This window comes from Curtobacterium sp. 18060 (assembly GCF_902706105.1).
GTDB lineage: Bacteria > Actinomycetota > Actinomycetes > Actinomycetales > Microbacteriaceae > Curtobacterium.
On sequence record NZ_CACSJV010000007.1, the window covers coordinates 51,347 to 72,120 of the forward strand.

At 69.7% G+C, this 20,774-nt stretch carries 21 protein-coding genes; 12 read left to right on the top strand and 9 right to left on the bottom strand.

Annotated features, from left to right (window positions below; translation table 11 throughout):
• The first annotated feature begins 174 nt into the window (after window positions 1-174).
• Window positions 175-1,176: an SPFH domain-containing protein gene (locus GVL05_RS05720; protein WP_159572072.1), complete on the top strand. Its 1,002-nt coding sequence runs from the start codon at window positions 175-177 to the stop codon at window positions 1,174-1,176.
• Window positions 1,177-1,198: 22 nt separating this feature from the next.
• Here the strand turns inward: GVL05_RS05720 and GVL05_RS05725 are convergent, their stop codons facing one another.
• Complete coding sequence (locus GVL05_RS05725) at window positions 1,199-1,444, bottom strand: hypothetical protein (RefSeq protein WP_131847656.1); 246 nt, start codon at window positions 1,442-1,444, stop codon at window positions 1,199-1,201.
• A gap of 103 nt (window positions 1,445-1,547) precedes the next feature.
• Between GVL05_RS05725 and GVL05_RS05730 the strand changes: the two genes are divergently transcribed.
• From GVL05_RS05730 to GVL05_RS05740, 3 genes are read left to right on the top strand one after another with little or no spacing between them, the layout of a single operon-like run.
• Window positions 1,548-2,096, top strand: a complete 549-nt coding sequence (locus tag GVL05_RS05730) for a hypothetical protein (RefSeq protein ID WP_159572075.1) — start codon at window positions 1,548-1,550, stop codon at window positions 2,094-2,096.
• Between the two features lie 2 nt (window positions 2,097-2,098).
• On the top strand, window positions 2,099-2,524 hold the full coding sequence (locus GVL05_RS05735) for a VOC family protein (RefSeq protein WP_159572248.1): 426 nt from the start codon (window positions 2,099-2,101) through the stop codon (window positions 2,522-2,524).
• A gap of 16 nt (window positions 2,525-2,540) precedes the next feature.
• Window positions 2,541-2,993, top strand: coding sequence for a GNAT family N-acetyltransferase (locus GVL05_RS05740; protein WP_159572078.1), 453 nt, complete (start codon window positions 2,541-2,543; stop codon window positions 2,991-2,993).
• A gap of 151 nt (window positions 2,994-3,144) precedes the next feature.
• On the opposite strand, the gene GVL05_RS05745 is transcribed toward GVL05_RS05740, so the two are convergent.
• Both GVL05_RS05745 and GVL05_RS05750 read right to left on the bottom strand, forming a co-directional pair.
• Window positions 3,145-4,962: a BCCT family transporter gene (locus tag GVL05_RS05745; protein WP_228504998.1), complete on the bottom strand. Its 1,818-nt coding sequence runs from the start codon at window positions 4,960-4,962 to the stop codon at window positions 3,145-3,147.
• 53 nt (window positions 4,963-5,015) lie between these two features.
• Complete coding sequence (locus GVL05_RS05750) at window positions 5,016-5,300, bottom strand: YrhK family protein (RefSeq protein ID WP_131922614.1); 285 nt, start codon at window positions 5,298-5,300, stop codon at window positions 5,016-5,018.
• A gap of 221 nt (window positions 5,301-5,521) precedes the next feature.
• On the opposite strand from GVL05_RS05750, the gene GVL05_RS05755 reads away from it, so the two are divergent.
• Genes GVL05_RS05755 through GVL05_RS05770 form a run of 4 tightly spaced genes read left to right on the top strand, consistent with a single transcriptional unit; the run spans window position 5,522 to window position 11,151 of the window.
• A complete protein-coding gene (locus tag GVL05_RS05755; RefSeq protein ID WP_235035869.1) occupies window positions 5,522-6,829 on the top strand; it encodes an ABC transporter substrate-binding protein in 1,308 nt (435 codons plus the stop codon).
• Between the two features lie 26 nt (window positions 6,830-6,855).
• The gene (locus GVL05_RS05760) at window positions 6,856-7,827 is read left to right on the top strand and encodes a carbohydrate ABC transporter permease (protein WP_131922612.1); all 972 of its coding nucleotides are present in this window, start codon (window positions 6,856-6,858) and stop codon (window positions 7,825-7,827) included.
• Window positions 7,824-8,735 (top strand): carbohydrate ABC transporter permease, encoded by a 912-nt coding sequence (locus tag GVL05_RS05765; RefSeq protein WP_131847664.1) that lies wholly within the window; start codon window positions 7,824-7,826, stop codon window positions 8,733-8,735. The genes GVL05_RS05760 and GVL05_RS05765 overlap by 4 nt, the downstream gene beginning before the upstream one ends.
• Window positions 8,736-8,751: 16 nt before the next feature.
• Window positions 8,752-11,151 carry a TIM-barrel domain-containing protein gene (locus tag GVL05_RS05770; RefSeq protein ID WP_159572081.1) on the top strand — a complete coding sequence of 800 codons (2,400 nt, stop codon included), beginning with the start codon at window positions 8,752-8,754 and terminating at the stop codon, window positions 11,149-11,151.
• A 61-nt stretch (window positions 11,152-11,212) separates the two neighbouring features.
• On the opposite strand, the gene GVL05_RS05775 is transcribed toward GVL05_RS05770, so the two are convergent.
• Complete coding sequence (locus GVL05_RS05775) at window positions 11,213-12,274, bottom strand: LacI family DNA-binding transcriptional regulator (RefSeq protein WP_131922609.1); 1,062 nt, start codon at window positions 12,272-12,274, stop codon at window positions 11,213-11,215.
• Window positions 12,275-12,408: 134 nt separating this feature from the next.
• On the opposite strand from GVL05_RS05775, the gene GVL05_RS05780 reads away from it, so the two are divergent.
• Both GVL05_RS05780 and GVL05_RS05785 read left to right on the top strand, forming a co-directional pair.
• On the top strand, window positions 12,409-13,518 hold the full coding sequence (locus tag GVL05_RS05780; RefSeq protein ID WP_123293869.1) for an acyl-CoA desaturase: 1,110 nt from the start codon (window positions 12,409-12,411) through the stop codon (window positions 13,516-13,518).
• 16 nt (window positions 13,519-13,534) lie between these two features.
• The gene (locus GVL05_RS05785) at window positions 13,535-13,744 is read left to right on the top strand and encodes a cold-shock protein (protein WP_123294168.1); all 210 of its coding nucleotides are present in this window, start codon (window positions 13,535-13,537) and stop codon (window positions 13,742-13,744) included.
• A 172-nt stretch (window positions 13,745-13,916) separates the two neighbouring features.
• On the opposite strand, the gene GVL05_RS05790 is transcribed toward GVL05_RS05785, so the two are convergent.
• The 5 genes from GVL05_RS05790 to GVL05_RS05810 all read right to left on the bottom strand — a co-directional run bounded on the left by GVL05_RS05790 (window position 13,917) and on the right by GVL05_RS05810 (window position 19,651).
• Window positions 13,917-14,792, bottom strand: a complete 876-nt coding sequence (locus GVL05_RS05790) for a carbohydrate ABC transporter permease (protein ID WP_071252441.1) — start codon at window positions 14,790-14,792, stop codon at window positions 13,917-13,919.
• Window positions 14,792-15,751 carry a carbohydrate ABC transporter permease gene (locus GVL05_RS05795; protein WP_134194274.1) on the bottom strand — a complete coding sequence of 320 codons (960 nt, stop codon included), beginning with the start codon at window positions 15,749-15,751 and terminating at the stop codon, window positions 14,792-14,794. Before GVL05_RS05795 ends, GVL05_RS05790 begins: the two co-directional genes overlap by 1 nt.
• Complete coding sequence (locus tag GVL05_RS05800; protein WP_235035870.1) at window positions 15,735-17,039, bottom strand: sugar ABC transporter substrate-binding protein; 1,305 nt, start codon at window positions 17,037-17,039, stop codon at window positions 15,735-15,737. The genes GVL05_RS05795 and GVL05_RS05800 overlap by 17 nt, the downstream gene beginning before the upstream one ends.
• A 125-nt stretch (window positions 17,040-17,164) precedes the next feature.
• Window positions 17,165-18,589 carry an alpha-galactosidase gene (gene melA / locus GVL05_RS05805; protein WP_159572084.1) on the bottom strand — a complete coding sequence of 475 codons (1,425 nt, stop codon included), beginning with the start codon at window positions 18,587-18,589 and terminating at the stop codon, window positions 17,165-17,167.
• Between the two features lie 78 nt (window positions 18,590-18,667).
• Entirely contained in the window at window positions 18,668-19,651 is a 984-nt protein-coding gene (locus GVL05_RS05810) for an alpha/beta fold hydrolase (protein WP_159572087.1), read from the bottom strand.
• Window positions 19,652-19,683: 32 nt separating this feature from the next.
• Between GVL05_RS05810 and GVL05_RS05815 the strand changes: the two genes are divergently transcribed.
• Both GVL05_RS05815 and GVL05_RS05820 read left to right on the top strand, forming a co-directional pair.
• Entirely contained in the window at window positions 19,684-20,106 is a 423-nt protein-coding gene (locus GVL05_RS05815) for a hypothetical protein (RefSeq protein ID WP_134194278.1), read from the top strand.
• Window positions 20,106-20,732: a hypothetical protein gene (locus GVL05_RS05820; RefSeq protein ID WP_111086698.1), complete on the top strand. Its 627-nt coding sequence runs from the start codon at window positions 20,106-20,108 to the stop codon at window positions 20,730-20,732. The genes GVL05_RS05815 and GVL05_RS05820 overlap by 1 nt, the downstream gene beginning before the upstream one ends.
• Window positions 20,733-20,774 lie beyond the last annotated feature (42 nt).

The window sequence follows — 20,774 nt, forward strand, 5'->3', positions numbered from 1 at the left end:
GCATCAGGGCCGCACCATGCGTGCAACCTCGCACCGCGGTGGGAGCCCGCTCGGTGCGAGGTTGACCGCATGGTGCGAGGCATCAGGGCCGCACCATGCGTGCAACCTCGCACCAGGCTGTTCGGGCCTCCGAATACGGCAGACTGCACGGACAACCATCCAGGAGTGTTCGTCATGTTCGTTGCCGCCATCGTCTTCCTCGTCATCGCGCTCGTCGCGCTCCCGTTCCGGAAACGGACCTACACCACCGCGGAGCGACCGGCCACCCCCGGTCGCGAGGCCCGGCCAGCCGTTCCCACCCGCCGCCCGAACCGCATCGCCATGTGGACAGCAGCCGGAGCCGGCCTGGTCTTCGTCGGCTTGGCACTCGGGAGCACCCTGTACGCGCAGGACACGGGCGAGTCGAAAGTGCAGGTGGACATCTCCGGCAACATCGTCGGGCAGACCACGGACTCCGGGTTCCACTTCAAAGCGCCGTGGGCCACGCTCCACACGTTCAACATCCGGAACCAGACCGTCACCTACATCAACGCGGTGAACGGCTCCGACTCCGACAACAACGGGAACGTGCGATCCGGCCCCTACGTCACCGTCCAGGACCAGGACGGCGTCTCGTCGAACGTCAGCCTGAACCTGCAGTACAGCATCGACGCCAAGTCGGTCACCGACATCTACCGGTCCTACAAGACCGAGGAGAACTTCAAGACGCAGTTCATCGGCAACTCGGTGCGCAGCGTCGTCCGGCAGGTCCCGAACGACTTCACCACCATCGAGCTGATCACCAAGCGCGGCACAGTGGAGAAGTCGATGATCCAGGCCCTCGAGACCCGGTGGAAGGGCTCCGGCGTGCACGTCGACAACTTCGCACTGCAGGAGATCACCCCGCCGAAGTCCGTCACCGAGGCCTACGCCACGGCCCAGCAGGCACAGATCCAGGTCACGAAGGAGCGCGCGCTGCTCGACGCGAAGAAGGTGCAGGCGCAGCAGCAGGTCGCCGAGGCGCAGGGGCAGGCGGACGCGAACGAGGTCCTCAACGAGCACCCGCTCTCGGCGGCGGCGCTCAAGCAGCGTGAGATCGAGGCCCTCAAGAGCGCCGGCGACAACGGCTCGCTCATCGTCGTGCCGCAGGGCACCGACAACATCCTCAGCCTGCCCGGTACCGGGGCGTCGAAGTGAGCGGACGGCTCACGACCCTCCGTTACCGGACGGGCTGTCGCGAGCGAGCGGCGCGGGTGGTCCGCCACGTCGTCACGAGGGCTGCGACGCCCATCGCGATGCCGACGACGCCGGAGCCGAGGCACAGTGGCATCACGAGCCCGAGGCCGATGTTGGCACCCCCACCCTCCGGTCCGTAGTAGACGTCGGCCATCAGCGCGCCGACCCCGAGGAACCCGACGGCCAGCAGCAGCGTGCTGATCAGGTGGAACGTGCGCGCGGTGGTCATGATCGAGCCCTTCGTCGATGTGGTCGACGAATCCTCGACGCCGCATCGTCGTATTCCTGTTCCGGCATCTGACGGCGGCGGTGGGCGTGCGTAGAGTGCAATGGTGAGCATCAGACAACTCGACGCCATCGGGTGGGCACAGCTCCTCGGCGTCCCCGCCCTCTTCGTGGGGCTTTGGCTCATGCTGGTCGGCCTCCACTTCCCGGAGATGTCCCAGACGGTCGTCCTCGTCGTCGTGGCCGTCCTCGCCGCAGGTGGCTTCGCGCTCATCCTGGGCAGCTGGTCGCGCTTCGGCGGCTACGCCTCGTACCGAGCGATGAACCGGTGGCTGCGCGGTGGAGCCGACCCGACCGGTGTCCCGGTCGTGATCCGGAGGCGCTTCCTGCGCCGCCAGACGTCGCAGGGCGCGGTCACCGGGTGGGTCTGGATCAGCCTGGGCATCCTGTGGGCCGCGCTCGCCGTGCCGGACGTTCTGCAGGGAGACCCGGCGGGCTTCGGGCGCGGGGTCGTCGCAGCGTTGTGGGCCGTCATCGGCATCGTCCGCGTGGTCTTCATGCGCAAGTGGGGAGCTCGCGTGGACGAGCTGGTACGCGAGACCGAAGCGCAGATGGCCGATCCCGGTGCAACACCGCACCTCGACCTGTTCCGGTGAGCATGCCCCCCGAGCCCGCACTCGTCCCCGAGCTCCTCGTCGCCGACCTGGACCGGAGCCTCGCGTTCTGGTGCGGTCTGTGCGGCTTCGAGAGCCGCTACTCCCGGCCGGAGGAGCGCTTCGCGTACATCGCCCTCGGCACCGCACACCTGATGCTCGAACAGGCCGGCGTCGGTCGGAACTGGATCACCGGCCCGCTCGATCGCCCGCTCGGCCGAGGCGTGAACTTCCAGATCACCGTGCCCGACAGCCGCGCACTGGCCGCGACCCTGCTCCGTGCCGGCACCGAACTCTTCATGCAGCCCGAGACGAAGTGGTACGACGTCGGGAACGAGCAGGCCGGCGTGGACCAGTTCCTCGTGCAGGACCCGGACGGGTACCTGGTGCGGTTCCAGTCCTCGGCGGGACGACGCCCAGTGGTCGACTGAACTCGTACAATCGGCCGTGCCTTCCATCCAGATCGAGAGCCCTCGCAGCGACGGCGTCCTCAGCCTGCTCCACCAGGGGGACGCCTTCGCCCTGGCCCTGTACCCGGCCGAGAACTACTACGGCCTCGACGTCGACGCCCTGGAAGCCGACGGGGTCTCGCTGTTCGTCGCTCGCGAGGGTGACGTGGCCGTCGGTACGGCGGCGCTGGTTGATCGGCGCGACGGATCCGGCGAGGTCAAGCGCATGTTCGTCACTGACCACGCTCGAGGACTCGGGGTCGGCCGAGCCCTGCTCCAGGCACTCGAGGCGCACGCGCACGACTTGGGCATCGAGACGCTGCAACTGGAGACGGGCTTGCCACAGGTCGCGGCGATCGCCCTGTACGAGAAGCTCGGCTACCGCCAGGTCCCGCGGTTCGGGCCGTACACCGACGACCCGACGAGCTACTGCATGGAGAAGCGCCTCTGAGCCCTTCGTGTCCGGGCCGGCGCGACGCCCTGGTCGCGACCGCTGACGGAGTGGAGGCCCGTGGCGGCCCCGCCACGCCTCCCTCGCAAGCTCGGTCGGCGCGGCCCACGTGCCGCTGGCGCGTCACCGCGGAGCGGTCCGCGCCTCTCCGTCATCCGTCCGTCGGGCGCGGAGCGCTCTCCGCAGCCGGCCCGACGTCCAGGCTCGCGTCGACCGCCGGGTCGGGTGACACCGTCTGCGTCCGGATCGGGAAGTCGTCGAGGGCGGTCGCGGTCGGGTGCGCCACTGACCCACCGCGCACCCGCCTCTTGACGGCTGCCCACGGCCGACCGAACGCCGATCGCGGCGCGCGCTCCGACGGCCCCTCGACCTCGAGCCCGTAGTACGCGCCGACGTGCTCGAGCAGGACCTCGCGCTCGGCCTTGTCGTATGCCCGCCGCTCGCGGGTGAAGGCGATGATCGTCGACCAACAGGTGAGCAGCAGCACGACGCTGAAGGGCAGCGCCGTGGTGATCGCCGCCGTCTTGAGAGCGTTCAGCCCGCCACTCAGCAGCAGGGCAACGGCGAGCAGTGCCGAGACGGTGGCGAAGAAGACGCGTAGCCAGTTCTTCGGCTCGATGTCGCCGCCGGACGCGATCATCGCCATCACGAGCGACCCGGAGTCCGACGAGGTCACGAAGAACACGCCGATGAGCAGGATCGCGCCGAAGGTCAGCACCGCTCCGGCGGGCAGGTCGCCGAGCAGGGCGAAGAGCGAGCCTTCGAGGTCCACCGAGCCGTCCGAGCCGACCAGGCCGCCGGCGCCGTCGGTCTCGCGGTGGATCGCCGCACCGCCGAGGACCGCGAACCACAGGAACGTGAGCACGGTCGGCACGAGCAGGACACCGAACACGAACTGGCGAACCGTGCGGCCCTTGGAGATGCGCGCGATGAAGACACCGACGAACGGCGCCCACGACATCCACCAGCCCCAGTAGAAGGTGGTCCACGCGCCCTGCCAGGCGACGCCCTCGGCGCCCTGCTGTGCAGTGACGTTGAACGACAGACCGACGATGTTCTGCAGGTACGCGCCGATGGACTGCACGAAGTCGCGGAGCAGGAACTGGGTCGGCCCGACGATGAGCACGAACAGCAGCAGTGCGGCGGCGAGCAGCAGGTTGAAGTTCGACAGGATCTTCATGCCCTTGGTGACACCGGTCACGAGCGACACGATGGTGACCGCGGTGATCACGGCGATGATGGCGATCTGGCTGACGATGCTGCTGTCGGCGATGCCAGCGCTCTCGAGCCCGGCGCCGATCTGGATGACCCCGAGGCCGAGCGAGGTCGCGACACCGAACAGGGTGCCGACGAGCGCGATGACGTCGATGAGGTTGCCCCACCCGCCGCGCACCCGGTTGCCGAGCAGCGGCTCGAGCGCCCACCGGATCGACACGGGGCGGCCGCGGCGGTGGATGGCGTAGGCCAGGGCGAGGCCGAGCACGACGTAGATCGCCCACGCGTGGAGTCCCCAGTGCAGGAACGTCTGGGTGAGGGCCTGCTGCGCGAGCTCGTTCTCGGTGCCGGTGACGCCGGGGCGCGGTGAGGCGAAGTGGCTGAGCGGTTCCGAGACGCCGTAGAACACGAGGCCGATGCCCATGCCGGCGGCGAAGAGCAGCGCGAACCACGACCCGGTCGAGAACTCGGGCTCGTCCTGGTCCTTCCCGAGCTTGATGTCGCCGAACTTGCTGAAGCCGACGAACAGCGAGAAGCCGACGAAGAACGCGGCGACGAGGACGTAGTACCAGCTGAAGTTCTTGACGATGCCGTCCTGCAGTCCGACGAACATCGCCTCGGCGCTCGACGGCGAGATCAACGTGAACGCCACGAAGCCGAGCACGAGGACGGCGGCGGGCCAGAACACCCACCGCCGCACCTTCGACGTCGTCTCGACGGGGCCGGGCGGGGGAGCGGAGGTGGTGCTTGCCATGCTCTCCATGGTGCCTGCTCGCGTTCCTGTGTGTTCGCCCAGGCGTGTCGCCGTCAGAAATCGCGCGCGGACTCCGTGGGGTTCCCTCGGCCGATCCGTCCGAGGTGGAGTCTCCGCGACAGCCGGATGACGGGGCGGATGAGCAGCTGGATGCTCCCGATCAGGAACAGCCACGTGCCGGCCGTCGTGGTGCTCTCGGAGAAGAAGAGGATGCTGCCGACGATGAACCAGAGCGCCACCATCACGTCGTTGATGATGCTGATGGTCTCGTAGACCCCGCGGATGCGGAGCTCTTCGTGCCCCACTCGGAGTGCGATGTCCCGTTCGTCCTGCGCCATCGGACGATCCTGTCAGCTCCGTGCGGTGTCCGTCCGGCGGGCGGCGGCGCGCGGCCGTGGACGCGCTGCGCGGCGGCCGGGAGGCGCGGGGCGGGGGCGACCCGCGCCTCCCGTCCGCTTGTGGGCGCGCCTACCCCGTCAGGTGCGATTACAACGTTGACTTCCCGTTTACAGCGCTGTAAACAAGACGTGCGCGACGACGCGCACGAGGGAGTTGCCCGATGGTGGGAAGCAGGACCGGAACGATCAGCGCGGCCGTGAGCCGGCGGGGGTTCCTCGCCGGAGCAGCCGGCGGGATCGCGCTCGGCACGATGGCGCTCGCGGGGTGCGCGGCACCGCGCGCAGCGGCAGGGGGTGCGACCACGCTGCGCTTCTACGAGCAGAAGCAGGAGGTCATCGCCTACTTCGACGCGCTCCTGCGGCGCTTCGAGAAGGGGCACCCCGGGCTGTCCGTGGTGCACGACAGCACGGCGGCGATCGCGCCACAGTTCGTCCGCGGTGAGCCGGCCGACGTCGGCTGCTTCAACGACAACCTCGAACTCGCGCGCTACATCTCCCGCGGCGTGCTGAGCGACCTCGGAGACCTGCCGTCGGCGGCACGGGTCCGACCGGACATCGACACCCTGACGAACCAGTACGCGACGTTCGAGGACCGCACGAGCGTGCTGCCGTACTCGCTCGCCGCCGCCGGGGTCATCTACAACAAGCGGATCTTCGCCGACCACGGCCTGCCCGTGCCGACGACGTGGGACGAGTTCGTCGAGGTGTGCCGGACGCTCCAGAAGGCCGACATCACCCCGATCTACGCGACGGACCGCGACACCTGGACACTGTGGCAGGGGCTGTTCGACTACTCGGTGGGCAGCCTGGTCGACACCGGGTCGTTCTTCACGAAGATGAAGGCACTCGGCACCGACGTCGGCCCGGACTCCGCGGTGTCGTTCGAGAAGGACTTCGCGGTGCCGATGGAGCGTGCGAAGACCATCTCGACGTTCTTCAACCCCGACCACGCCACGCGTGCCTACGCCGACGGCAACCTGGCGTTCGGCAAAGGCGAGGCCGCGATGTACCTGCAGGGGCCGTGGGCGCTCGGACAGATCGCGCTGGTCGACAAGGACCTCGAGGTCGGCACGTTCGCGCTGCCCGTGTCGAACGACCCCGGCGACCGGCGGGCCCGGGTGAACATCGACCTCGGCCTGTGGATCCCGACCGCGTCGCAGCACCCGGACGAGGCGAAGGAGCTCGTCGAGTTCCTCATGCAGCCCGAGGTCATCGACGCCTACAACCGCGACAACTTGGCCTACTCGCCGACGAAGGACGCGCCGCCGCAGCAGGACGAGCGGCTCGCCGGCCTGCAGCAGTACGTCGACGACGCCGCGTTCTACCAGGGCGCCGGCACCTTCATCCCCACCTCGATCCCGCTCGGCAACTACCTGCAGTCGGCGATCCGGAGCGGGGACTTCACCTCGATGCTGCAGCGGCTCGACTCGGACTGGCGGCGTCTCGCCGGCCGTTCGGCGACGGTCTGAGCCGGACCAGGACTCCAGGAGCCACCATGACCATGCAGACCCCGCTCTCCCACGACACCGACCCGGCGACGTCCGGGCCGGCCACCGCGGCCGCCCGCACGCACCGCGCCGCCGGTTCGCGTCGCCCGGGCTCCCTCCGCCGGACGGAGGGCATGTACTACCTGTTCCTCGTGCCCGCCCTCATCGCGTTCACCGCCTTCGTCGTCGCACCCGCCTGCGTCGGCATCTTCTACAGCTTCACCGACTACCTCGGCTTCGGGCAGTGGGACTTCCTCGGGCTCGAGAACTACCGGGCGCTCGTGTCCGACCCGGCGATCCTCGCGTCGTACGGCTTCACCCTCGGGTTCGCCGTCGTCACCGTGATCGTCACGCAGGTCATCGCGCTGGCACTGGCGATCGCACTGGCGAAGAAGATCCGGTTCGCCGCGGGCCTCCGGTCGATCTTCGTGATCCCGATGGTGATCTCCGGGATCATCGTCGCCTACGTGTTCAACTTCCTGTTCTCGAACACCGTGCCGGCCCTGGCCACGAGCGTCGGGTTCGGACCGCTGGAGCAGAGCATCCTCGGCGACCCGAACCTGGCGTGGGTCGCGATCGTGATCGTGTCCGCCTGGCAGACCGTGCCCGGCGCCCTCCTCATCTACACCGCCGGGCTCACCTCGATCCCCGAGGAGCTGTACGAAGCGAGCTCGCTCGACGGCGCCACCGGCTGGAAGCAGCTGCGCGCGATCACGCTCCCGCTGCTCGGCGGCTTCATCGTCATCAACACCGTGCTCGGCGTGAAGGGCTACCTCGGCGCCTACGACGTCATCGTCGGCCTGACGAACGGCGGCCCGGGCAGCGCGACGAGCAGCGTCGCCATGACCATCTTCGGCGGCTTCACCGGCGGCGACTACGCCTACCAGATGGCGAACGCGACCGTGTTCTTCATCATCACCGTCCTCATCTCCGTGCTGCAGCTCGCGGCGACCCGCGGAAGGAACCTGCGACTCGCATGACCGCCACCGACACCCGCCCACCCACCGACACCCGCGCGGTGACCACCGGCGACGCACGACGACCGGGCCGCGGGCACCGCCGGCGCCTCGGCGGCACGAACTGGACCCTGACCGTCGTGCTCGGACTCGCGGCGCTGACCGTCCTCGTCCCGCTGTACGTCACCGTCGCCATGGCGTTCAAGACGAGCGAGCAGTCCGTCGACGGCAACGCCCTGTCGCTGCCGTTCCCGTTCAACCCCGGCTCGTTCGCGTCGGCCTGGGAGCTCACGCGCTTCCCCGTCTCGTTCTCGGTGTCGCTCGGTGTCGCAGCGCTCACCGTCGTCGCGACCCTGCTGCTCAGCTCGTTCGCCTCGTACGCGATCGTCCGGAACTGGCACAAGCGGTTCTTCCGGTGGTCGTTCGTCTACCTGCTGGCGGCGATGTTCCTGCCGTTCCCGGTCGTCGCACTGCCGCAGATCAAGCTCACCGCCCAGATGGGCCTCGACAACCCGATCGGCGTCGGCATCCTGCACGCCATGTTCCAACTGTCGTTCAGCGTGCTGCTCTACTCGGCGTACCTGCGGTCGATCCCGGTCGAGCTCGAGGAGAGTGCCCGCATCGACGGCGCCTCGACGTGGCAGATCTTCTGGCGGATCATCCTGCCGCTGCTCGGACCGATGAACGCCACCGTCGGGATCTTCGCGTTCCTGGCGTCGTGGAACGACTTCATGATGCCGTCGCTCATCACCGCCGACCCGACCCTGCAGACCCTGCCCGTGGTGCAGAACATCTTCCAGAGCCAGTTCGGCACGAACTACAACGTCGCCTTCGCCTCGTACCTGATGGCCATGGCGCCGACGATCATCGTCTACCTGTTCGCGCAACGCTGGGTCATCAGCGGCGTGACGCAGGGCGCGGTCAAGAGCTGAGGGGTACGACGTGACCATGACCACGACCGCACTTCCGACCATCCGGCCGTTCCCCGGATCCGACCCGGTCGCCGACCCGGCCGCCGTCGTCACGGGCGAGCACTGGCGGATCACGGTGCTGGACGCCGGCACGTTCCGCATCGAGTGGAGCGACGACGGCGGGTTCGAGGACCGCGCCTCGACGTTCGCGATCCGGCGGCGGATGCCGGTGCCGGCGTTCACCGTGGAGCGCGTCGGCGAAGGTGACGACAGGGTCGGCGCTGGCGGCGCCGTCGCTGGTGGCGTCGTCGTCACCACCGAACGCGCCCGGCTCCGCTACGACGGCCGTCCGTTCAGCCCGAGCGGCCTGGTCGTCGAGACCATCGGCCCGGACGCGAACCGCTGGCGCTGGGGGCAGGAGCCCCGTGACCTCGGCGGCACCGGCCGCACCCTCGACGACGTCGACGGCCGGATGCCGCTCGAACCCGGCATCCTGGCCCGCGACGGGATCACCGCGCTGGACGACAGCGAGTCGTTCCTGTTCGAGGACGACGGCTGGATCGGCACGCGCGTGCCCGGTCGCCGCGACGTCACGGTGTTCGCCCACGGCCGCGACTTCACGGCAGCCCTCCGCGCCTTCCACCAGGTGTCCGGCGCCCCCACGCGCCTGCCCCGGTGGGCCCTCGGCAACTGGTGGAGCCGCTACCACCCGTACAGCGACACCTCGTACCTGGAGCTCGTGGACCGGTTCGCCGCGGAACGCCTGCCGTTCTCGGTCGCGGTCATCGACATGGACTGGCACCGCGTCGACTCCGTCCCGCCGCAGTTCGGTGACGGCTGGACCGGCTACTCGTGGGAGCCGTCGCTCTTCCCCGACCCGCAGGCCTTCCTGGCGGAGCTGCACCGGCGGGGGATGCGCACGACGCTCAACCTGCACCCCGCCGACGGCGTCCGGGCGTTCGAGGACGCCTACCCCGCGGTGGCCGAGGCGATGGGGATCGACCCGGCGACCGAGCAGCCGATCCCGTTCGACCCGACCGACCGGCGGTTCCTGCAGGCGTACTTCGACCAGCTGCACCGACCGCTCGAAGCGCAGGGCGTCGACTTCTGGTGGATCGACTGGCAGCAGGGCAGCGAGAGCGGGCTGCCCGGCGTCGACCCGCTCTGGCTGCTCAACCACTTCCACCTGCTCGACTCGGCGCGCTCGGGGGACCAGGGCATGACCTTCTCGCGCTACGCCGGCCCCGGCAGCCAGCGGTACGCCGTCGGCTTCTCCGGCGACGCCGTCGTGTCCTGGGCGTCGCTGGCGTTCCAACCCGAGTTCACCGCCAGCGCCGCGAACATCGGCTACCCCTGGTGGAGTCACGACATCGGTGGCCACACCCGCGGGGTCCGCGACGACGAGCTCGCCACGCGCTGGGTGCAGTTCGGGGTGTTCTCACCGATCATGCGCCTGCACTCCGCCAACAACCCGTTCATCCGCAAGGAACCGTGGGTGTTCCCCGCCGAGGCGCGCACCGCGATGGGGGAGGCCTTGCGCTTCCGGCACCGCCTGGTGCCGTACCTGCACACCATGAACCACCGGACCGCCGAGGGCACCGCGCTCGTCCGCCCGCTGTACCACCTGGAGCCACGGCGCGACGAGGCGTACCGGGTGCCGAACACGTACGCCTTCGGGTCCGAACTGCTCGTCGCCCCGATCGTCCAATCGTGTGACCCCGTCACCCTGCACGGGACCGCACGAGCCTGGTTGCCGCCGGGGACCTGGACCGACGTGTTCACCGGCACCGTGTACGCCGGCGACCGGTTCGCCGACCTGCACCGCACCCTCGACACCGTGCCCGTGCTGCTGCGCGAGGGCGGGTTGCTGCCCCTCGCCGCCGAGGACCAACTCGACGCCACCGCGAACCCGACCGCGTTCGAGGTCCTCGTCGCTCCCGGTGCCTCCGGCTCGTTCACCCTGGTCGAGGACCAAGAGGACCCCGCCGGCGACACCGGCCGCAGTGCCGGGACCCGCCTGACGTGGGACGCGGCGCTCGCCGAGTTCCGCGTGCACGCCACCACGGGCGCGGTCGACGTCGTCCCGGCCCGTCGCGACTGGCGGGTCACGTTCCTCGCCGCCCCCGCCGACGGGCAGGTCGTGTCCGCCCGTGGCGAGGACCGGTTCTCGGTCGACCTGACCGTGGAGTCGATTGCGGGCGGAGCGGTCACGTTGGCCGGGCCGCCGGTGGTCGGCGTCGACGCCCGTGAGGCCGTCCGGCGCGCCCTCGAACGCGCGCAGGCCGGCAACGCCGAGAAGCTCGCCGCGTGGGAGATCGTGTCCAAGGACCTGCCGCGTGCCGACCGGATCGTCGAGCTCGGGACCGTCGACCTGCCCGAGGCGCTGCGTGCCGTCGTCGTCGAGCTGCTGGGGAGTGTGCACCCGGGCGAGCGCTGATGCTGCGTCGAGACTCGCGCTGGGCGACACTCCTCGGGCGGATCGCCACGAGGAGTGTCGCTCAGGCCGAGACTCGGCCCTGGCCCGGCACCGGCCCGCGGTCGACCGAGCCGTCCGGGAACGGCGCGCTCTCGCCCACCAGCAGCCGGTGCCCGACCGTGACCAGCCTGCCGGGTACTTCAGAGCCGTCCATCCGCTCGAGCAGCAGGTCGAGGGCGGTGTCCGCCAGCGCGACGGTGTCCGGCGCGACCGACGTCAGGCTCGGTACCAGGCTCGACCCGAGTCCCATCGCGTCCCACCCCACGACCGCGATGTCCCGCGGAGCGTCGAGCCCGCGCAACCGCATCGCGCGCAGGACCCCGAGGGCGGCGAGGTCGTCGCGACAGAGCAGCGCGTCGACCCGGAGCCCGGCGTCGAGCGCCCGACCGAACGCGGTCTCGGCACCTGCGGCGTCACCGACCTCGCGGGGGACCAGGAGCGCGTCGTCGACGGGCAGGCCGGCGGCTGCGAGCCCGGCCCGGTAGCCGTCGAGCCGCAGGCCGGAGGTGCTGGACTCCGGCCCGGTCTCGTGCCCGAAGAAGCCGATGCGCCGGCGACCGAGCGCGACCAGGTGCGCGACGGCCTGTGCCGCCGCGGCCGCGTTGTCGATGACCACCTGGTCGGAGTACTGGGGGCGGACGTCCTCGCCGAGGAACACCACGGCGGTGTCCCCGCGGATCCGGTCGATCGCCTCGGGGGTCAGGACCTGGGGGTGGATGACGACGCCGTCGACCACCCCGGCCTCGCGACCGCGGACGGCGGAGCGCTCGCCGTCGGCCTCGCCGAGGGTCTCCTCGAGCAGCAGTTGGTATCCGCGTTGCGCGCAGACGCGGGAGAACACGTGCGCGAGCTCGGCGAAGTACGGCCGCCGGAGGTCGGGGAACGCGAACGCGAGCATGTTCGACCGGCCGGTGGCGAGCGACCGTCCGGAGACGTTCGGGCGGTACCCGAGCTCGTCGATCGCGGCCTGCACCCGGTCGCGCATCGGCGGACTGACGTGCTGGTAGCCACGCACGACGTTGGACACGGTCTTCATCGAGACGCCGGCGTGCACGGCGACGTCCTGCAGCGTGACCTTGCCCATCCGATCACCGTAGTGGGGCAGGCGGATTGTCAGGTGGAATCGCACCTTCAGGCCCTAGGGTCGCACCAAGCGCAATCGCGTGAACTACCACGAACCGGTCGAAGGGCCGGTCCGCACCGGAAGGTCGGTCCATCTTGACCACCACTCCGCTCGCTCCGGGCTACACACGCACTCGTCCAGGAACAGGAAGCCCCAAGGGCACCTCGACCTACTCCGCTCTGCTCGCGCAGGTCAAGGAGAACGGACTCCTCCGCCGCCGCACCGGGTTCTACTGGTCGCTGTTCGGCACACTCATCGTCACCTTCGCCCTCGCGTGGGTCGCGTTCGCATTCCTCGGCGACACCTGGTTCCAGCTCATCGTCGCCGGCGCGCTCGGCGTGATCTTCACGCAGTTCGCGTTCCTGTCGCACGAAGCCGCGCACCGCCAGGTCTTCGCCTCGCAGAAGTGGAACGACCACGCTGGCCGCTGGCTCGGCACGTTCCTGGTCGGCCTCAGCTACTCGTGGTGGATGAACAAGCACACCCGCCACCACGGCAACCCGAACACCGTCGGCAAGGACCCCGACATCGCACCCGACGGCATCCGGTTCCTGCCGGAGGACGCCGCCGCGGTCAAGGGTCCGCTCATGACGACGTTCATGCGGTTCCAGGGCTGGCTGTTCTTCCCCCTGCTGACGCTCGAGGGCCTGAACCTGCACCGGTACGCCGTGCAGAGCATCGTCACCGGCAACGGCACCAAGGCCGACGTCAAGCACCGCTGGCTCGAGGCCGCCCTGCTCGTCGCCCGCTTCGGCATCTACCTGACGGTCGTGTTCTGGTTCCTGCCGTTCGGCATGGCCTGCGCGTTCCTCGGTGTGCAGCTCGCCGTCTTCGGCGTGATGATGGGCGCCTCGTTCGCCCCGAACCACAAGGGCATGCCGACCATCGCGCACGACGCCAAGGTCGACTTCTTCTCGCGCCAGGTCCGCACGTCGCGCAACATCCGTGGCGGCTGGTGGGTCTCGTTCCTGATGGGCGGCCTGAACTACCAGGTCGAGCACCACCTGTTCCCGTCGATGCCCCGTCCGGCGCTGAAGCAGGCCCGCCTGCTCGTCCGCGACCACTGCGACACGCTCGAGGTGCCCTACACCGAGACCACCCTGCTGCGCTCCTACGGCATCGTCGTCCGGTACCTGAACCGGGTCGGGCTCGCTGCCCGCGACCCGTTCGCCTGCCCGATGGTCGCGCAACTGCGCATCCACTGACGCCGTGCTGTCGACCATGCCGACCGGCACTGTGAAGTGGTTCGACCACGCCAAGGGGTACGGCTTCATCCACCCCGACGACGGGTCCGAGGACCTGTTCGCCCACTTCTCCAGCATCGTCGCGACGACCGGCTACCGGTCGCTCGAGGAGAACGACCACGTGCAGTACGACGTGGGCCCCGGCAAGAAGGGCCCGCAGGCGGACAACATCTCGATCATCCGCTGACGCGGACGACGGACGGGAGGCACGGTGCCAGCTGGCACCGTGCCTCCCGTCGTTCTTTCCCATCTCCACTGCGCTGGTATGCGGAATCGGGCGTACCTGGTCGAAAGAAATGGGCAGGTACGCCCGATTCGGCTCGGTACGCCGCCCGCCCGCCGCCCCGCCGCCCGGCGGGCTACTTGATGCCGGTCGAGGCGATGCCCTGCACGAACTGCCGCTGGAACGCCAGGAACACCACGAGCAGCGGCAGCACGGTCACGGTCGCGATGGCCATCACGGCACCCCACGGCGAACTGAACGCCGGGTTGTTCGTCAGCGTCGACAGGGCCACCGGCACGGTCAGGTTCTCGTTGCCCTGCAGCACGACGAGCGGCCAGAGGAAGTCGTTCCACCGGGTCATGAAGCCGAGGATCACGAGCACCCCGACCAGGGGACCGCACGAGGGCAGCACCACCCGGAAGAACGTCTGGAACTCGCCGGCACCGTCGAGCCGAGCGGCCTCCATCAGGGCGTCCGGCACCCCGAGCATGAACTGCCGGGCGATGAAGATCCCGACGACGTCGAACACGGTCGGCAGGATCACCGCCCAGGGGGAGTCGACCAGGCCGATCTTCGCGACGACCAGGAAACTCGGCACCAGGGTGACCTGGATCGGGATCATGATCGTGACGAGGAACGCCGAGTACAGCAGCCCTCGGCCCATGAACCGGAACTTGGCGAGGGCGTACCCGGCCATCAGCGACACGACGACGCTCAACGCGGTGCCGACGCTGGTGATGAGCGCCGAGTTGCCGAGCCACCGCCAGACCGGCTGCGTGCTGAACACCTGCGTGTAGTTCTCGAACGTCGGCCGCGTCGGGAACAGCGAGAACGTGCCGCTCTGCGACTGCCCGCCGGGGGTGAGCGCCGAGACGACCATCCAGTACAGCGGGAACACCATCAGGATGGCCAGGGCGGTGAGCCCGGCGACGAGCACCCAGCGACCAGGCCGGCGCCGGGAGCGGGCTCCAGCGGGACGGCGGCGGGGACCGCGGACATCGAGTACGGCCATCAGAGCATCTCCTCCGCCTTGCGGTTGGCGCGCTGCCGGAGCAGCGTGAACACGAGCAGGATCGCGACGAGCACCAGTCCGAGCGCCGCGGCGTAGCCCATCCGGGCATCGATGAACGCGGACCGGAACACGTACTGGATCAGCACGGTCGTCGAGAAGCCGGGGCCACCGCCGGTCATCACGTAGATGACGTCGAAGGCCTGCAACGAGAACACGACGTTCAGGATGAGCAGGATCGACGTCGTCGGGCGGAGCAGCGGCCAGGTGATGGTCCGGAACCGCACCCAGCGCGACGCGCCGTCGATCGCGGCGGCCTCCTTGAGCTCGGCGGGTACGGACTGCAGCGCGCCGAGGTAGATCACCATGCAGAAGCCGATCCGGGTCCAGACCACGACGACCACCAGGGTCGCCATCGCCCACCCCGGAGCGGTCAGCCAGGGCACGCGCCCCATGCCGAGCGCTTCGAGCAGGTTGTTCACGACGCCGTAGTCGCCGTTGAAGATCCACGACATGATGACGCCCACCACGACGCCGGCCGCGACCATCGGCACGAAGAACAGGGCGCGGAACACCGAGCGCCCGGGCAGCGGCCGGTTCAGGGCGACCGCCAGGGCGAGCCCGATCGCCATCGAGGTGGGCACGGTGCCGAGCGTGAACACGAGCGTGTTCCGCAGCGCCGTGCCGATGAGCGGGTCAGAGCCCATGTCGACGAAGTTCTTCCCGCCGACCCAGGTGCCGTCGCCGAGCGAGGTGCTGGAGTCCTGGAAGCTCAGCGCGATCGCCGTGATGATCGGGATGAGCGAGAAGCCGAGGAACAGCAGCGCCGCGGGGCCGATGAACACGTACGGGACGAAGCGGCCCCGGCTCCGGCGGGCGCCGCCGCCCGCAGAGGGTCCGCCGGTCGGTGGAGCGGTGGACGCCGTCGTGCGGACCGGCGCGGTCTCAGTTCGCAGTGACACTGCGCATCGCCTCCATCATCTGATTCGAGGCCTCTTTCGGGCTCAGTTGCCCGAGCAGACAGAGGTCGAGGTAGTCGGCGAACACCGCGTTGAGCGAGCTGAAGTACTCGCCGCTCTCGGCCTTCACCATCGAGAGCGGGATCGTCGTCCCCTGGTCGATGAACCGCTGCATCGTGTCGGTGTTCGCGGCGTACCCGATGTCCTTCGCGTCGAGGGACTTCCGGGCGGGCAGCCAGTTGCCGTCGTGGCAGAACTGCTGCATCTTCGACCGCGACGTGATCATCGCCACGAGCTCGGCCGCGAGCTCCGGGTGCTTGCTCGACTTCGTGACGGCCAGGGCGTTGCCGCCCAGGTCGCTCGCCTCGCCGACGTTCCGGATCATCGGGGCCGTGCCCCAGTTGTCCGGCATGTCGGTGTCGAGCTGCGCGATGGACTCCGGGTTGTTGAGCATCATGCCGATCTGCCCGGTCAGGAACAGGTTCCGCGAGACGTCGCCGCCGCCGCTCTTGCTGAGGTTGCCCGTGGTCGCGAGTCCGTCGGCGTACCACTTCCGGCCGAAGGCCAGGGCGTCGATCGCCTCCGGGGTGTCCATCGACGGGGTGGCACCGTCCTCGCCGAGGAACGCGCCGCCGTTCTGGTGGACCAGCGGCAGCCACCGGTACGCCGTCTCGGGCGACGACCACCCGTACCCGAACGCGTACTTGCCGGTGACCTGCTTGACCTCCTTCGCGACGTCGAGGAACTCGTCCCACGTCCACGCGTCGGCCAGCGCCTGCGGTGGAGTGACGCCGATCTGCTCCATGACGTCGCGGTTGTAGTAGGTGATGAAGTTGTCGGTGTGCTGGAAGACGCCGTACACGCCGTCGTCCCGCGCGCCGATCGCCCAGAACGGGTCGCTGTAGTCCTGCCGGTAGTCCGCCGGGATGGACCCCGAGATGTCGACCAGGCTGCCGTTCGCGGCGTACCGGCCGATCTGCTGCGGGGTGATCCGGATGACGTCCGGCGCCAGGTCGGCGGCGAGCCGGGTGATGAACCACTGGTGGAACTGCCCGGTGGTCACCTCGACGGCGACGCTCGTGCCGGGGTGCGCCGCGACGAACTCGTCGGCGATCGCCTGGTAGCTCGTGATGTCCGTCGGGATGTTCCAGGTGGACAGGCGGATGTGCTTCGTCCCGCCGCGGCCGGTCGTGCCGCCGCCGGCGCACGCTGCCAGCGCGCCGGTCAGCGAGATGCCGGCGAGGGCGAGGAACCCCCGTCTGGCGAGCTGGGGGGATGGTCGGGTCGGCATGGTCCTCTCCTTTGAGGTCGTGGTGCCGTTCAGGTCGGCCGGGAGGCGCGGGGTGCGCACACGGGGCGCCGCGCGTCCGACGTGGGGTCGCGTCCTGGACCCGACCCCACGTCGGGCGCGACGGTTCAGACGAGCGCGGGGCGGGCCTCCCGGTCGGCCACCGGTGCCGCGGTGACCGCGTCCGCCGGACGCAGCGACTCGGGGAGGAGCGCCGCGTGGGCGTGCAGGAGCTCGTCGGTCATCTCGGCGATGCGGTCGAGCGTCAGGTGCGCCGCCGTCAGCGGGTCCAGAGCCACCGCGTGGTGGACGTGCTCGACGTTGCCCGTGAGTGCAGCGCGCACCGCCAGGGTCTGCACGTTCGTGTTCGTGCGGTTGATCGCGGCGAGCTGCGGCGGGAGCTCACCGAACGACGTCGGCTGCACCCCCTTGCCGTCGACCAGGCACGCGACCTCGACGCAGGCGTCGGACGGCAGGTTCTGGATGACGCCCGTGGCGTTCGGCACGTTGCCGTAGACCACCGCCGGCACACCCGTCACGATCGCGTTCACGATGCTCGCGCCGTACTCGACGCTCGGCGTCAGGTCGGCCTTGAGCTTCTCGAGCTGCGTGTCCACGTCGCCCTGCTCGTCGTGCGCCAGGCAGATCTCGTAGTAGTCCCAGCGCTCCGGGATGTACTCGAGCACCGTCTCCGGGTCCTTGCGGAAGTACGGCACGTACTCGCTGGCGTGGTGGCTCGACTCGGTCTCGAAGTACCCGAACGAGCGCATCAGCTGGGTGCGGACCTGCTCGTTGCCGCCCTCGTAGTTGCTCGCCGCGGCAGCCGCTTCGCTGTGGTCGCCGTCGTCGTCGTGCAGGTCGGACGCCGAGACGCCCCGCTGGTGCTTCGCCGTCATCACCTCGCGCAGACGCGGGTAGAGGTCTTCGCCGTTGCGACGCGTGAACTCGAGGATCCACGCCTGGTGGTTGATGCCGGCGCTGACGAACTCGACCTCGTCGTACGGCACGCCGAGCGTGCGCGCCAGCATGCGGGTCGTGCCCTGCACGCTGTGGCAGAGCCCCACCGTCCGGAGCCCCTTCGCGTTGAGGAACGCCGTGGCCATCGCCATCGGGTTCGCGTAGTTGATGAACTGGGCGTCCGGGCAGAGCTCGAGGGCGTCGCGGGCGATGTCCTCGTACGCGCGGACCGACCGCAGGAAGCGGAAGACGCCGCCCGGGCCGACGGTGTCGCCGACCGCCTGGTCGATGCCGTACTTGCGCGGGATCTCGACATCCCACTTGTACGACTCGACGCCGCCGACCTGGAACGTGATGATGACGACGTCCGCACCCGCCAGGGCCGCACGGCGGTCCGTGGTCTCGAGGACCTCGACACCGAGGCCGTGGTGGGCGACGAGCTCGCGGGCGGCCGTCGCGGTGCGGGCGACCCGGCCCGCGTCGAGGTCCATGAGGTGCAACGTCGCGTCCTGCAGGGCGGGGAAGGAGACGAGGTCGCCGATGAGGCGGAAGGGGAAGACGAAGCCGCCGGCGCCGATGATGGTGATCTTGGTCATGTGTCGACGGTAGGAAGCGCGGGGGTGTGCGGTCCTCCGGCTTCGGACGGTGGGGTTCCAGGATCCTCGGATCGGTCGTCAGATCACGGCGGACGCCTCCGGAGCGGTCCAGGTCCTGTCGGCGTGCTGGTCGAGCGCTCGGCTGAGCACGTCGCTCTGCTCCGGACCGCCGTGTCCTTCGTCTTCCACGATCGTCAGCGTGCTCTCCGGGAGGCCAGCGTGGAGACGCCAGGCCGTCACGGCAGGACCGCTGACGTCGCGCCGTCCGTGCACGAGCGTGGTGGGGATGTGACGGATCCGGTCGAGGCGTGCCAGGACCGCTTGGCCGCCGGGCAGGAAGGCATCGTTGCTCCAGTAGTGCGTCACCAGCCGTGCGAACGCCTCGCGTCGCGCCGGTCCGACGTGTCCGTGGCCACGGAGCTCGGGATGGTCCATCGAGACGTGCACGTTCTCCCAACGGTCCCAAGCCGCCGCCGCGGCTTCGCGGACCCGGGCGTCCGGCGATGCGAGTTGCCGGGCGTACGCGTCCACGACGCGCTCGCCGGGGAGGCGGTTGCTCCCGCGTTCGAACTCGTCCCACTCCGCGGGGAACAGGCGGCCGATGCCCTCCGTGATCCAGTCGACCTCGCTGCGACTGGTCGTGGTGACGGCCACGAGCGTGAGCGCGCGAACACGTTCGGGGTGCCGTTGCGCGTACGCGAGGGCGAGTGTGGTTCCCCACGAGATGCCCGCGACGACCCAGGTGTCGATCCCGAGCGCGGTGCGGACCGCCTCGATGTCGTCGATGAGCTGCTGCGTGGTCTGCCGGACCAGCGCCTCGGCGAGGTCGTCCTCCGGGATGCGGCTGCGCCCGGCTCCGCGCTGATCGATCCCCACGAGTCGGTAGCGGGCGGGGTCGAAGTGCGTGCGGTACCAGCCACTGCCGAGTGATCCTCCGGGCCCGCCGTGGAGCCAGAGCGCGGGAACGCCGTCCGCGGTGCCCGATTCCTCGCAGGAGATGGATGCCCCACCGTCCACGGCGATCATGCTCGTCCGGTACGGCTCGTGCGGGGTGTACACCATCCCACCACGCTACCGACGAGTACTTTCGCCTGATGGACTTCTTCGTCGCAGGGAGTTGGCGGAACCGGGACGCGGTCGCCGAGGTCGTGGATGCGCTCGAAGGTGCAGGCGCGCAGTGCTACAGCTTCGTTCGAGCGCAGTACGACGACGAGGCGTTGGCCTTCGCAGTGCCCGGTGGCGCTGACGCAGCACGGCTCGGTGAACCTGGCATCCGGAGTCTCTTCGAACAGGACCTCGCAGCGCTCCGTTCCGCCGACCGGTTCGTGCTCGTCCTCCCTGCCGGAGCAGCGGCGCACATCGAGACCGGGATCGCCTACGGTCTCGACAAGTCCTGCTACGCCGTGGGGCCGGCTGACCGTTCGGAGACGCTCTACCGACTGTTCGAGGCCATGTGCACTGATCCGGCCGACCTGGTCCGTCACCTCGCGGTCGCCGACGCTCGGAGGGTTCGGTGATGCGCTGGCAGCAGTCACTCCTCGAGCGGCTCCGCACGGCACCGGCGGTCGGCGCGGTCCGTCCGTACGGCTCCGTCCTCACGCCCGACGAGCTGGACCGGTGGAGCGACCTCGACGTCGAGCTCGATCTCGTTGCGGACGTCGACGCGCGGACACTCCTCGGAGGTGAGCCGTGGGCGTGGCAGAGCACCCTCGACGACGGTGTGCAGCACGTTCGGACAGTGCTCGCGGACGGCCGCCGCGTGGACCTCGCGACGCGAGGCGCGACGCTCGAGCTTCCTCCGGAGCCTCCGGACAACAGTCAGCGGTTCGACCTCGCGTTGGCCGCCACGCGGCTCGGACGCGGAGCGGACGTCATCGGGCTGCACCTCGTGCTCGGGGTGGTCCGCGGGGCGCTCGTGCACAGCATGGTCCTCGCCGACCAGCGGGAGGGGACGGTGCACCACCGGTTCGGCTCCGCCACGGACCTCGCCGCGGCCGAGAGCCTGACGGCTCTGTCCGGAGCGCTGAGTCCGTCCCTCGCGTTGCGCGTCGCCTCCTTCTACTCGGAGAGCCGTGCGGCCGTCGACGAGGACTACCACCCCGACTGGCGCGGTCTGGTCGCCGTCGTCGCTGCGCGCCCCTAGCCGTCTGGGGTCTCGACGATCACGACTCGTGCGGTGGCACGA

What these genes read in the sequence shown, in the direction of transcription:
- GVL05_RS05720 (WP_159572072.1), top strand. Translation starts at nt 175, where the DNA reads ATGTTCGTTGCCGCCATCGTCTTCCTCGTCATCGCGCTCGTCGCGCTC.
- GVL05_RS05725 (WP_131847656.1), bottom strand. Translation starts at nt 1,444, where the DNA reads ATGACCACCGCGCGCACGTTCCACCTGATCAGCACGCTGCTGCTGGCC.
- GVL05_RS05735 (WP_159572248.1), top strand. Translation starts at nt 2,099, where the DNA reads ATGCCCCCCGAGCCCGCACTCGTCCCCGAGCTCCTCGTCGCCGACCTG.
- GVL05_RS05745 (WP_228504998.1), bottom strand. Translation starts at nt 4,962, where the DNA reads ATGGCAAGCACCACCTCCGCTCCCCCGCCCGGCCCCGTCGAGACGACG.
- GVL05_RS05750 (WP_131922614.1), bottom strand. Translation starts at nt 5,300, where the DNA reads ATGGCGCAGGACGAACGGGACATCGCACTCCGAGTGGGGCACGAAGAG.
- GVL05_RS05755 (WP_235035869.1), top strand. Translation starts at nt 5,522, where the DNA reads ATGGTGGGAAGCAGGACCGGAACGATCAGCGCGGCCGTGAGCCGGCGG.
- GVL05_RS05760 (WP_131922612.1), top strand. Translation starts at nt 6,856, where the DNA reads ATGACCATGCAGACCCCGCTCTCCCACGACACCGACCCGGCGACGTCC.
- GVL05_RS05765 (WP_131847664.1), top strand. Translation starts at nt 7,824, where the DNA reads ATGACCGCCACCGACACCCGCCCACCCACCGACACCCGCGCGGTGACC.
- GVL05_RS05770 (WP_159572081.1), top strand. Translation starts at nt 8,752, where the DNA reads ATGACCACGACCGCACTTCCGACCATCCGGCCGTTCCCCGGATCCGAC.
- GVL05_RS05775 (WP_131922609.1), bottom strand. Translation starts at nt 12,274, where the DNA reads ATGGGCAAGGTCACGCTGCAGGACGTCGCCGTGCACGCCGGCGTCTCG.
- GVL05_RS05785 (WP_123294168.1), top strand. Translation starts at nt 13,535, where the DNA reads ATGCCGACCGGCACTGTGAAGTGGTTCGACCACGCCAAGGGGTACGGC.
- GVL05_RS05790 (WP_071252441.1), bottom strand. Translation starts at nt 14,792, where the DNA reads ATGGCCGTACTCGATGTCCGCGGTCCCCGCCGCCGTCCCGCTGGAGCC.
- GVL05_RS05800 (WP_235035870.1), bottom strand. Translation starts at nt 17,039, where the DNA reads ATGCCGACCCGACCATCCCCCCAGCTCGCCAGACGGGGGTTCCTCGCC.
- melA (WP_159572084.1), bottom strand. Translation starts at nt 18,589, where the DNA reads ATGACCAAGATCACCATCATCGGCGCCGGCGGCTTCGTCTTCCCCTTC.
- GVL05_RS05810 (WP_159572087.1), bottom strand. Translation starts at nt 19,651, where the DNA reads ATGGTGTACACCCCGCACGAGCCGTACCGGACGAGCATGATCGCCGTG.
- GVL05_RS05815 (WP_134194278.1), top strand. Translation starts at nt 19,684, where the DNA reads ATGGACTTCTTCGTCGCAGGGAGTTGGCGGAACCGGGACGCGGTCGCC.
- GVL05_RS05820 (WP_111086698.1), top strand. Translation starts at nt 20,106, where the DNA reads ATGCGCTGGCAGCAGTCACTCCTCGAGCGGCTCCGCACGGCACCGGCG.